The organism is Exiguobacterium sp. UBA1053, assembly GCF_002316465.1.
Taxonomy (GTDB): Bacteria; Bacillota; Bacilli; order Exiguobacteriales; family Exiguobacteriaceae; genus Exiguobacterium_A; species Exiguobacterium_A abrahamii.
The window spans coordinates 85,561-97,640 of the sequence record NZ_DCDO01000013.1 but is presented as its reverse complement, the minus strand read 5'-3'; the positions used below and the strand labels follow the sequence as shown (position 1 = coordinate 97,640).

Below are 12,080 nucleotides of genomic sequence, written 5' to 3'. Positions count from 1 at the left end.
TACAGGAATAGCGCATTTATGCGCTGTCAGAGACAAACAAGACCTGAGGAAAGAGCGTGAAAAGACGAGTCATTCTTTTTTTTATTAGATAAGGGTGACCGATCATTTTGCCACCCTTATCTTTGTAGAGACTGATTTTTAAGTCATTAACCATTCCAAGGAGTATCGGACCATTCACGACGCTTTTTCGTGATCGGTACTTTTTTGAATCCCCAGTTTCGGAAATCTTGGTCCGGACTGTCGCGTCGAATGTAAATCTTATCTTTGATGGCTTTAAAAATCCGGTTTTCGTCCCCATAATGGACAAACCGTGGTTTTACCTCGATGACACCACGACGGACGCGAGATAAAGGTAAGCAGACCAAGTCGGCAATCTCAAGACCAGATTGGTAGAGGTCGCTGTCTTTTTCAGCAAAGATGAAGCCTTTAATTTTTTGACGGCTTTTTTCGACGTCGAGATGGACCGTTCCCGAATTGAAGATATCGAAGAACGCCTTTTGAATGAGCAAGTTTTGATAATCATCACGGCTTTCCAGAACGACACGGGCACTCGTTGCTTCTGTCTCATCGAGGAAGGAATAAAACGACTTCATCAAATGAGCGAAGGCAACGACATACGGATCCTTCGGTGTCGAGAAGAAGTCTTGTAGCTTCTGTTTATCGACTTCGACGCTGACGATCGTACAATCGATATCAACTAAAAATTCTGGTAAGGCGATCCAGAAATGGCGTAACATATCGATCGTGATGCCATCTTCTTTACCGTACGGATGCTCCGCTTTTAAAATCTCCTTCAAATGAAGAGGAATATGCGGATCTTCAAAAACTTTTGCCTTAAAATCCATCAAACGTTGACGAAGCGGACTTGGTTCACCGGTCTCGTCCGAATCGATGGCATATTTATATTCCATCAAGACACCCGTTAAGTTGAATTGTGTATTCCCTTTCGGTGTCCCCGTTTCGTCAACGAACATGATGTATTTCTTCGGGGCAGGGGTGGAATTCTTAGGAAATCCTTTGACGTCAACGCCTTTGACGTTCGATTGTACCCGTTTGTTCAAATGAATCTCCTCCAATTGCACAATAATTACACAGTCTTTTCGAAAGAAATGCTCTTGATGCCACTTTACACGCTAGGCGGCTGAAAAGCCATAGCCTGATAAGTGAAACCGTAGAAACATTCCTTCGTATGATTAGGTGTTCGACTTAAGGAAGATAATTCCTGTTTTTTAATCGTTATTCTTCTCCATTCATCAATCGATCGATATAGCGGACAGATTTAATCGTTTCATTGAAACGTTTCAGACTCGTCTTTGGCTGAAAGGCTTGGACAGAAATCTGCTTTAGTTGATCTACAGCACTTTCGACCATACTTGGGCGTAAGTAAGGACTATCTTGAGCATTCGTTTGCCACTGCGCAATCAGTTGATCGGCTCGTTCGACGAACGGTACGACGTCTCGATTGAAGTCATATTCGGTTCCGGCACGTCCTTCTTGATATATACGTTCGATCTCTTGTAATAACGGTTCAATTGTCATTGGTTTTTAACTACTCCTCTCGGCCGATACGGTACAATCACATATCATGGTACAATAAACGCGATAGGAGGGGAATCGTTTTGAATTACCCGAACGGGAAAAAATTTCAAAAGCCACTCGAGTCGCATGGAACCCGAATAAAGAAGGCGCGATCAACCGATTCCACCTTTTCGAATCGAGGGATGACGCTCGAAAAATTATTGAATGAAAGTAATACGTTTTACCTGACCCATAATCGGGCAATCATTCACAAGAAACCCACTCCGTTACAAATCGTCCAAGTTGATTATCCGAAACGGTCGGCAGCGGTCGTCAAGGAAGCCTATTTCAAGCAACCGTCGACGACGGACTATAACGGTGTTTATCGCGGAAAATATATTGATTTCGAAGCGAAGGAGACGACGAATAAAACGTCTTTCCCGATAAAAAATTTTCACCCCCATCAAATCGCACACATGCGACAATGTGTCGAACATGGAGGAATTTGTTTTGTCATCATTCGTTTCAGTCTGTATAATGTGCAATATGTGCTTTCAGTCGAGCACGTGTTCCCCTGGTGGGATCAACTAGAAAGCGGACGAAAATCAATTCCGCTGACGGTCATTGAACGAGACGGTATCAAAGTCGAGACTGGCGCGTACCCTGCCATCGATTATTTAAAGGCAGTGGACGAACTATATTTCAATTCAGACACTTTTTGATTGAAGGAGAAGGATAGCATATGGAAAGAAGTCGTGTCGCACGTCGTGAAGAGACGAAGTCATCTGAGAAAAAGATGAAACGGACGAAACGTCCCCAAAAGAAAAAGTCAGGTGGAGGTTCCGGTGGGAAAGGTCCACTTTGGAAAAAGTTATTGCTGATCGCTACCGGATTATTCATCGTCATGATGTTAGTCGGAGGCGGATTTGCCGCTTACGCGATTGCTACGGCACCTGAGCTCGATGAGACAGAACTTCGAGATGCTTTGCCATTGAAAATCTATGCGAGCAATAAGGAAGAGATTACGAAAGGCGGAACGAGTCGAGAATACGTGTCAATCGATGAAGTACCGGAAGTCGTTAAAGACGCATTCATCTCGATTGAGGACCGTCGTTTCTATCAGCACAACGGAATTGATTTCCGTCGTCTGGGCGGAGCCATCATCGCGAACGTGACGGATGGTTTCGGATCGGAAGGTGCGTCGACGATCACACAACAGGTCGTCAAACAATCATTCCTTAGCTTCGATAAAACGGTCACGCGAAAAGTCCAAGAACAATGGCTCGCAATCCGGTTAGAGCAGGACTATACAAAAGATCAAATTTTAGAGATGTACTTGAACAAAAACTATTATGGTCAAAACTCGTTTGGGATTCAGACGGCTTCAAAAGCTTATTTCAACAAATCAGTTGATAAGTTGAATTATGCAGAAGCTGCGATGCTCGCAGGACTGCCACAACGTCCGACAGCATACGATCCAATTAAAGGAGATCCAAAACTGACGAAATGGCGTCAGACACAAGTTCTTGATGCGATGTTGACGACAGGCGTCATCTCACAAGCGCAACGAGACAAAGCGGTCAAACAACCGATCTCAAAATTAATCAATCCGGCGCCGAAGTCGACGAAGGATGAATCGTACGACAGCGTCATCTTCGATATGGTATCAAAAGAGTTAGAAGATGATTTTGGTTTAGAAGGAAAAGACATTTACGGTCAAGGGTTGAAGATCTATACATCGATCGATAAACCGATGCATGACTATATGAATGAAGCGATCAAGAAAGACCAAATCGTTCAGTTACCGGAATATGCGGAAACAGCTGCGACAGCGGTCAACACGCAAACCGGAGAAATCCTTGCGGTCGTTGATGGTAAAAATCCAGGTAAAGGCACAGCGCGACGAAACTTTGCGAATGAACCGCATCAACCGGGATCGTCTGCAAAACCATTCTTCGCTTACGGACCAGCGATCGAAAATGATAAGTGGTCGACTGCGAAACAATTGACGGATAAACCAACAGAAGTCAACGGCAAAGAGATTGGAAACTATTATGATGGATACCGTGGCACGAACACGATCCGCCACTGGTTAAAAATCTCGGCGAACACACCGGCCATCCAAACGTATCAAGAAATCGGTGGTGATTCAGTCGAGGCGTTCGCTGAAAAATCTGGCTTAAAGATGAAAGACGATGAGTCGATTTCGCCTGCGTATGCGATTGGTGGGATGAAACACGGTTTCAATACGACACAGATGGCAGGAGCGTATGCCACACTCGGTAATGGTGGCGATTATATCAAGCCACACGTCATCAAATCGATTGAGTACAGTGATGGATCGAAAATCAAATCACCGATCAAATCGAAAAAGGCAATGGAAGACTATACAGCGTATATGTTGACGGATATGCTGCGTGACGTCTTAAAACCAGGTGGTACGTTCCCGAGTGCTGGATTGTCATTTGATGCAGCCGGTAAAACAGGAACGACGAATGCCTATAAAGATGTTTGGTTCGCAGGATATACATCAGATGTCTCAATCAGTGTCTGGACAGGGACAACGAAATCCGGAAACAACAATGGAGCCGGACTTAGCGGTCCGTACAACAGTACGATGGCACAGCAAATCTGGAAAGATTTCATCACGAAGACACGTGATCGTACGCCAGCACCATTTGAACAACCTAGTTCTGTCCTCAGTATCGGAAACGAATTGTACGTGAAAGGGACGAAGGAACCTGTCGTTGAAAAAAAGACGGTACCCGCTCCGACTGGATTACAAGCATCTTACGATGAAGACACAAAGAGCGGTGAACTGACTTGGAACTATAATGATGCTGCGCTTCGTGCCAATGGGTATGACGATGTATCGTTTGAAGTGACGATGACAGATGCTGACGGTGAAACATCAACGATTGGTACGAGCACGACGAATCGAATTGCCATCAATGGTTTGAAACCAGGACGGTCAACGTTCCAAGTCGTAGCGAAAGCGTCTGGAGAGGAATCTGGTCCGGTCTCGACGACGGTAACGGTTACCGATCCTGAAGCAGAAGAACCGACGACGGATGAACCATCGACGGATGAACCTGCAACGGACGAACCATCGACAGATGAACCGACGACGGATGAACCTGCAACGGACGAACCATCGACAGATGAACCGACGACGGACGAGCCGACGACGGATGAACCTGCAACGGACGAACCGACAACGGACGAACCGACGACGGACGAGCCGACGACGGATGAACCGGCAACGGATGAACCGACGACGGACGAACCAGCAACAGATGCACCGAATTCGAATGATGGAGCAAACGCGCAAAACAATTCGAATGGTTCGACGGAACGAAACAACAATACCAACAATCCGAATAACAATGGAGATGACTCTGAAGATTAATAAAGGAGCGTCACTTGTAAAGTAGACAAGACCAAAGACGAGTAGTTCGTTCTTTGGTCTTGCCTCTTTTTTTGTATAATGAGAAGTGGAAGGAAGTGAAGGCATGCAAGCGAAACAAACGCTCGTTGCATTTCTCGAAGAATTGAAACAGGACCGCTCGTTCATGGAGCGGATTACGTATATGAAAACGATGGAAGCGACAGCTGGGCGGTATGTCGATTTTCCAGAACGACTACCGGAGCGTTTACGACAAGCTCTTCGAACACGTGGGATCACGCAATTGTACCGTCACCAAGGGTTAGCATTTGAACGTGTACAAGCGGGAGAGTCGACGGTCATCGTCACACCGACTGCCTCCGGAAAGACCTATTGTTTTAACTTGCCGGTCTTATCGCATTTGTTAGAGCATCCGAACGCGCGGGCATTATATCTCTATCCGACAAAGGCCCTCGCACAGGATCAAAATAGTGAATTACTTGAACTGATCGATCAATTAGAGGCGCCGATCCGATGTTTTACCTATGATGGAGATACGTCACCGACGATTCGAACAAAAGTACGAAAAGCTGGTAATATCGTCATCACGAATCCGGATATGCTACATTCCGGCATCCTACCACACCATACGAAATGGATCGAACTGTTCGAGAACTTGAAGTATATCGTCATTGATGAATTACACACATATCGTGGTGTGTTTGGTAGCCATGTCGCCAATGTCATTCGTCGCCTGCGACGGATTTGTCGGTATTATGGTAGTGATCCCGTCTTCATCATGACGAGTGCAACGATCGCCAATCCGCAAGAACTAGCAGAACGACTGACAGAAAAAACAGTCGGTTTGATTGATGATAACGGTGCGCCAACAGGACGTAAACATTTTCTCGTCTATCAACCACCCATCGTCAACGCACAACTCGGCATTCGACGTTCAGCGACGCTTGAGACGAAACAACTGGCGATGCGCTTCATCAAGAAAAAGTTCCAAACGATCGTCTTTGCACGGTCACGCGTTCGCGTTGAAGTCTTGCTGACGTATCTACGAAGCATCTATCCTCATGAACTCGGTCCTCGATCCATCGAAGGGTACCGGGGCGGTTATTTGCCGAGTGAGCGACGGGATATCGAACGACGGTTACGTCAAGGAGAGATCACCGGTATCGTCTCGACGAATGCTCTCGAACTTGGTGTCGACATCGGGCAACTGCAAGTCTGTATCATGAATGGTTATCCGGGAACGATTGCTTCGCTCTGGCAACAGGCAGGGCGTGCGGGACGTCGACAAGATGATGCACTAATCATTCTCGTCGCTTCTTCCGGTATGCTCGATCAATATGTCGCAGAACGACCAGAGTTATTCTTGAATCAATCCCCGGAAGCAGCCCGACTTGATCCGGATAATCTGATCATTGCCGTCGATCACGTCAAATGTGCAGCGTTTGAACTGCCTTTTACGAAAGGAGAATCATTTGGGACTCTCGAGACGGAAGATATCCTCGAATACTTAGTCGAAGAGCGTGTCCTGCACGAACGTGGCGATCGCTTTTATTGGATGAACGATGCGTTTCCGGCTCATGGAATATCGCTTCGGTCGAGTGATCAAGAGAACGTCATCATCGTCGATCAGACCGAGGTACCGAATCGAGTCATCGGTGAAATGGATACGTTTAGTGCGATGACATTGTTACATGACGAGGCCATTTATCTTCACGGAGCCGATCAATACCAAGTTGAGCATTTGGATTTTGAAGAGAAAAAAGCGTTCGTCCGTGCCGTGGACGTTGATTATTATACGGATGCTAATTTTTCAGTCGACCTTTCCGTGCTCGAAGAAGATGAACAGTATGCAGAGGGAGAATATAGTGTTGCGCGCGGCGATGTCAGCGTCCGCGGAATGGCAACGATGTTTAAGAAGATTAAGTTCGGTACGCATGAGAACATCGGATCTGGTCCGATTCACTTACCGGAACGAGAAATTCATACAACAGGTGTTTGGTTCACTTTACCCGATCACGCACGCTCTTCGACAGAGCTCGAACAAGTGTTAGAAGGGGTCGCGAATAGTCTCAGACGTGTCGCACCGCTTTATTTGATGTGTGATGCCAGTGATGTCTTCGTCGTGCCGCAAGTCAAGGCGACACACACGCAACAGCCAACTGTTTATCTATATGATCGTTATCCAGGGGGTGTCGGTCTCGCGGAGTCGATTTATAAGCAACGCGGTGTCATGTTGCGTGCCGCCCGTGATTCGATCGTCACATGCCCTTGTCAGGACGGTTGTCCTGCTTGTATCGGTATGGTTGGTGTATCAGATGAGAAAGAACGAACGATTCAGTTGTTAGCAGAAATGGAGAAGAAACTATCATGAAAAATCGTCTTAGACGTATGCTGAAATCTACATCAGACGCCGCAACGGAGGATCAAGTGTCTTCCGCTCCTGAAGTGGAGACGCTGAAGACACCAATCGGATGGACTGACGAACAGCAAGCCTGGATTGATCGTGGGGCCGATATCTTGACGTTCGAAGAAGAGTGGATTGTCAGGATCGACAAGCGATATGCATTAACAGATCGACATGGAGACCGAAGCTTTGCTGAAGTGTATGAGTCCTTACAATTGCCGCATCCGCCGCTTGCGTTAGATGTCCCGCTCGAGCAGGTCATTTTCTTTGATACAGAGACGACAGGATTACGAGGAACCGGAACGACGATCTTTTTACTCGGGTTCGCGCGCTTTGAGCAGGGCGGATTGCTGATGCGACAATATTTCTTACCGCATCCGCACTTTGAAGCTGCCTTTTACCATCACTTCCTGCACGATATCGGAGATGATGTCCGCTTTGTGACCTATAACGGGAAAAGCTTTGATTGGCCGCAAATCAAGACACGTCATGTCTTCGTTCGGGAACGTGTTCCTCGTTTGCCGAAAGTCGGCCATCTCGATTTACTTCATGTTGCGCGGCGAATCTTTAAAGGAATGTATGATTCCTATCGATTGACTGCGATGGAAGAGCGAATCGGATTTGAACGGGAAGGGGATCTACCTGGATTTTTGGCACCGATGCATTACCTCCAGTACGTCGAACACCAGCATCCGGATATCATGACAGGGGTCTTGCAACATCATCTGGATGATTGTCTGACGCTTGTCGGACTGTATGATGCGTGCAACCGACTCGTCACACATCGAGCGGAGGCGCCTTCCCCAATTCAAGAAAACATCGCGATTTGGCTGGCAGATCTCGGAATTCATGAAGGATCACACGCTCATTTTCAACAAGTCAAAGAACTATCAGCAGAAGGATGGTTGCGCCAAGGATATTTGCATAAAAAAATGAAGAACCATGAACAAGCTCGAGATTGTTTCTTGAAGAGCGACAGTTATTTAGGGTATGTTGAGCTTGCGAAGTGGGCAGAGCACATTGCAAAAGATCCAGTGCTTGCTTATGATTATACGGAACGAGCACGACAACACGTCGAGCGACATCATTGGTTGATTACTAAAAAAGAACGAATCTTGGCAGAGCTGGATCATCGAGGACGTCGGTTGAAAAGGAAGTGTGACGCGTGAAAGTTGTCGCCATCACAGGATACAAACCCAATGAACTAGGTATCTTTGATCAAAAACACCCTGGTATCCGGGTCTTAAAGGCAGCCTATCGAGAGCGGATGATTCGCTTAATTGAGGATCGAGGCACAGAGTGGTTTATCACGAATGCCTCACCGGGTTGCGAAATCTGGGCATGCGAGGTCGTACTTGAATTAAAGGAAGATTATCCCCATATTCGTCTCGGTATTCTTTTGCCGTTCTTGGAACAGGAAGCACGCTGGAAAGAGCCCGTTCAAGCGCAGTACCTTTCCATTCTTGAACAAGCGGACTTCGTCGAAGCAATCAGTCAGAAACCGTATACGGATCCATCGCAGTTACGGAATAAAACCGAGTTTATGATTCAAAAAAGCCAAGGATTATTGTCGGTATTTGATGAAGAACATGGAGGATCGGCGAAATTTTTAGTAGAGCGTGCTAGAATAGAAATGGAACAATCCGATTATCAGTTGTTTTTAATTACACAAGATGATTTATCTTGGCTCGAACAAGAATTACAATACAATGATCAGTGGGAGTGAATAGGATGTATAAGCCATTGTTGACAGCGGACGATATTTACAAAAAGGAATTCAAAACCGGCCTCCGTGGCTATGTCATCGAAGATGTCGATGGATACTTGGATCAAATCATTAAAGATTATGAAGGATTCGAACGTGAGATCGAACGTCTCAAGAAAGAGAACGAGGCGTTAAAACAAGCACCAGCACAACCGGTAAGACGTGAAGAACGCCGCGTCGAACAAGCGGAACCACAAGTATCAAGTTCATCGAACTATGATATGTTACGTCGTATTTCGAATCTAGAGAAGGCCGTTTTCGGACGTCCGCACCAAGATTGACGCATCAAAAAAGACATTTCTGTCAGATCAGAAGTGTCTTTTTTATTTCCTTCTTTTTGAAAGAATCGTCATCTGAACGAAAACGGTGTTAAGATAACTAATAATACATACTACAAAGGATGATGAACCATGTTACAAGTCATGACTGCTTCTGTTCCTGAACCACCGCGCCGTCGTTTTTTTGCAAGTAAACAAGTGAGTACGACGACGAGTGAGACGGATGCACTCTGTAATGAAATCCGTCATGTTTGTCGTTTTGATTGGATGTTGTTTGATCGGATTCGTCTTTCTGACACGATTGTCATTCCTTTTGCGCTGATCGGACCAAAAGGATTGTTCCTCGTGTTACAAAACGATGCGGTCGTAGAATGGATGACGGAGGAATCTTGTCATGTCATGGATTCTGAGCATGGAAGAAAAGTGTTTGCACCTCATCCCATCCATCAGTCGAAACAAATCGTTCAAGCGGTTCGAAAAACGCTAAAAGAACAAGGGATCATCATTCCGATTCATGGCATTACACTTTTTCCGAATGCACCACAGATGCGGACGGAACGAATTAAATTCCCGACGGGGCACAGCTTTAAAGATGTGCGGGCGTTCATCGTCTCAAAGAAATCCTCCCCTGTTCAAGAGCAAGAACGAAAACAAGTTGCGTTTTATCTCGCGCAGCAACAGGAATGAACAAAGGCAGTGAAGCGCTCGCTTCACTGCCTTTTCGTTTGAATTCATCGTCTTGGTCGAGACGCAAGAATGTCTTCAGCTTGATCCAAGTCTTCTTTCAAGACATACACCGCTACGCGATCATCCAAGTCTTTACTGAAACGTCGGAATAAAAACGAGGTTTTGACGCCGCGTTCGACTCGAATCTCTAACTCAGCTGCTTCGAGTCGCGCAGCGTCCTTTAATAAATCTTCTCCTTTTTCACCAAATGCTTCCCCGATTAGTGACCATCGAAGGTTTTCCTTCGTTCGTCTGCTGACGATGACGAGAAATGCAATGACTAAAAGAATGATTAAAACCGTTCGAACTAGCTGTATATCCATCTTTGCCTTCACCTCATTTACTATCATACCGAGTTAACGCGCATAAAGTAAACGTTCAACATAGCGGGCGAACGATTTACTTTTCAAACCTTGTTGGCGATACGCGATATAACCGTCAGGGCGAATTAAATATAATCCGGATTGCTTGATGCCAAAGCGTCGTGCCAGTTCACCGCCTTGATCGACGACACCATCCTCTTTAAGGGACTGATGGATCGGTACTGTCTCAAATAGATCGGGATAGGTATAGGCGAGTTCCTTGAATGGCTCAAGAAGATCATCGGTTGCATTTTTTGGTAAGAACAGTAGTAATAAGAAATTCCGATCGGCACGACGTAACAATAGTTCGTTCTTTTTCGTCCGCGGGTGAACGACTTCACTGTAAGGCATCGGTTCACCTGGTTTTGGTGTCAATGGACTAAAGTGTCCTTGTGTGACGAAGGTCGAACTCGCTGGGTAGTGGCTGTTAAGCTGTGCAATTCGGTTCGTCACGAAATGATGTAAGGGTGCGATCTTGAGACTATTTCGAATGACTTTTTCCTGCAAGGGCAATAAAAAAGGAATATTGATTTGCAAAAGTTCCGTCGCAAGATTGGTTGATCGTAAGATCCCTTGTGCCGCTTCTCGGCGTTCGACGCTGTAAGAATCAAGTAACGGAAAACTCGCCTTAAACTGATGGACACACCATAGTTTCCAAGCGAGGTTCATCGCATCAGCAATTCCGGTATTCATTCCTTGACCACCGACGGGTGAATTGATGTGTGCTGCATCCCCGATCAAATAAATCCGGTGGTGTCCGAATTTCTCGATAATCCGGTTATGGACGCGAAACATGGAATACCAATGGACTTTTTTGAGCTCAAACGGTACTTTGGCTCGATTTTGTAAAAAATCGTCAATCGCTTTATGGTCGGTCGGAACAGGTCCGCTCGTTAGATTGCCGGTAATCCGGAACAAGTTCGACTGAAGTGGGAAAGACTCGATGACGCCATGATCAGAGAAGAAGATATGAACCTCCTCAGAAGAGAGCGGCCAGTCGACCTCGATGTCAGCCAGTGCCCACGATTCTTTGAACGACTTTCCACTGAATGGGAGTCCGAGCTCTCGACGGACGAAGCTGTTCGCGCCATCTGCTCCGATAATGAAGGAAGCATCGACCGTCTCTGTTTCTCCTTTATGTTGTAAGGATGCAGTAACGAACGTTGGAAATTGAGCAAACCCTGTTAATTCTGTTTCGCGCTCGACTACGTGTCCATATGTGGCGAGTCGTGCTTCAAGAATCCGTTCCGTCTCACTTTGAGGTAACAGCGTGACGAACGGAAAGGGTGTGTTCAAATCCGTAAAATCAAGTTTTGCCTGCCATGCGCCATTGACATAGAGGTTTCCTTGATTGATTTTAATCGCATTCTCCATCAAGTCTTCTGCAACACCAAGCCTTGCGAACAACTCCAGAGAACGCGCTTGAATCCCAATCGCTTTTGAGACGACGGATGGTCCGCTTGCACGTTCGACGATGCGAAAGGATAATCCATAGCGCGAGAGTGCGAGTGCGAGTGTTAAACCGGTTGGTCCGGCACCGATAATGAGGACATCTAATTTTTTATTCACGGATAACCCCCCTTAATTTACATCTTAGCCAAAACTCGTTACCATTAAACTA

11 protein-coding genes are annotated in these 12,080 nt (G+C 46.1%); 7 read left to right on the top strand and 4 right to left on the bottom strand.

Annotation, left to right across the window (positions count from 1 at the left end):
* Window positions 1-146: 146 nt before the first annotated feature.
* Together B3G15_RS08265 and B3G15_RS08260 are read right to left on the bottom strand one after the other, a co-directional pair.
* Window positions 147-1,061, bottom strand: a complete 915-nt coding sequence (locus B3G15_RS08265; RefSeq protein ID WP_023468614.1) for a DUF3800 domain-containing protein — start codon at window positions 1,059-1,061, stop codon at window positions 147-149.
* A 175-nt stretch (window positions 1,062-1,236) separates the two neighbouring features.
* Window positions 1,237-1,539: a DUF1798 family protein gene (locus B3G15_RS08260; protein ID WP_023468613.1), complete on the bottom strand. Its 303-nt coding sequence runs from the start codon at window positions 1,537-1,539 to the stop codon at window positions 1,237-1,239.
* A 74-nt stretch (window positions 1,540-1,613) separates the two neighbouring features.
* Here B3G15_RS08260 and recU point away from each other — a divergent pair, with 74 nt between their 5' ends.
* The 7 genes from recU (at window position 1,614) to B3G15_RS08225 (ending at window position 10,058) form a co-directional block, all read left to right on the top strand.
* Window positions 1,614-2,240 carry a Holliday junction resolvase RecU gene (gene recU / locus B3G15_RS08255; protein ID WP_035396916.1) on the top strand — a complete coding sequence of 209 codons (627 nt, stop codon included), beginning with the start codon at window positions 1,614-1,616 and terminating at the stop codon, window positions 2,238-2,240.
* A 20-nt stretch (window positions 2,241-2,260) separates the two neighbouring features.
* Window positions 2,261-4,927: a PBP1A family penicillin-binding protein gene (locus tag B3G15_RS08250; protein ID WP_064299681.1), complete on the top strand. Its 2,667-nt coding sequence runs from the start codon at window positions 2,261-2,263 to the stop codon at window positions 4,925-4,927.
* A 103-nt stretch (window positions 4,928-5,030) separates the two neighbouring features.
* On the top strand, window positions 5,031-7,295 hold the full coding sequence (locus B3G15_RS08245) for a DEAD/DEAH box helicase (RefSeq protein WP_290719886.1): 2,265 nt from the start codon (window positions 5,031-5,033) through the stop codon (window positions 7,293-7,295).
* Window positions 7,292-8,497 carry a ribonuclease H-like domain-containing protein gene (locus B3G15_RS08240; RefSeq protein ID WP_290719883.1) on the top strand — a complete coding sequence of 402 codons (1,206 nt, stop codon included), beginning with the start codon at window positions 7,292-7,294 and terminating at the stop codon, window positions 8,495-8,497. The genes B3G15_RS08245 and B3G15_RS08240 overlap by 4 nt, the downstream gene beginning before the upstream one ends.
* Window positions 8,494-9,054 carry a DUF1273 domain-containing protein gene (locus tag B3G15_RS08235; protein WP_290719880.1) on the top strand — a complete coding sequence of 187 codons (561 nt, stop codon included), beginning with the start codon at window positions 8,494-8,496 and terminating at the stop codon, window positions 9,052-9,054. Before B3G15_RS08240 ends, B3G15_RS08235 begins: the two co-directional genes overlap by 4 nt.
* Before the next feature lie 5 nt (window positions 9,055-9,059).
* Window positions 9,060-9,374, top strand: a complete 315-nt coding sequence (gene gpsB, locus B3G15_RS08230) for a cell division regulator GpsB (protein ID WP_050677422.1) — start codon at window positions 9,060-9,062, stop codon at window positions 9,372-9,374.
* Window positions 9,375-9,503: 129 nt separating this feature from the next.
* Window positions 9,504-10,058, top strand: coding sequence for a nuclease-related domain-containing protein (locus B3G15_RS08225; protein ID WP_064299684.1), 555 nt, complete (start codon window positions 9,504-9,506; stop codon window positions 10,056-10,058).
* Window positions 10,059-10,102: 44 nt separating this feature from the next.
* Here the strand turns inward: B3G15_RS08225 and B3G15_RS08220 are convergent, their stop codons facing one another.
* Both B3G15_RS08220 and B3G15_RS08215 read right to left on the bottom strand, forming a co-directional pair.
* Window positions 10,103-10,420: a hypothetical protein gene (locus tag B3G15_RS08220; protein WP_214859853.1), complete on the bottom strand. Its 318-nt coding sequence runs from the start codon at window positions 10,418-10,420 to the stop codon at window positions 10,103-10,105.
* Between the two features lie 33 nt (window positions 10,421-10,453).
* The gene (locus tag B3G15_RS08215) at window positions 10,454-12,028 is read right to left on the bottom strand and encodes an FAD-dependent monooxygenase (protein WP_050677419.1); all 1,575 of its coding nucleotides are present in this window, start codon (window positions 12,026-12,028) and stop codon (window positions 10,454-10,456) included.
* Window positions 12,029-12,080: the final 52 nt, after the last annotated feature.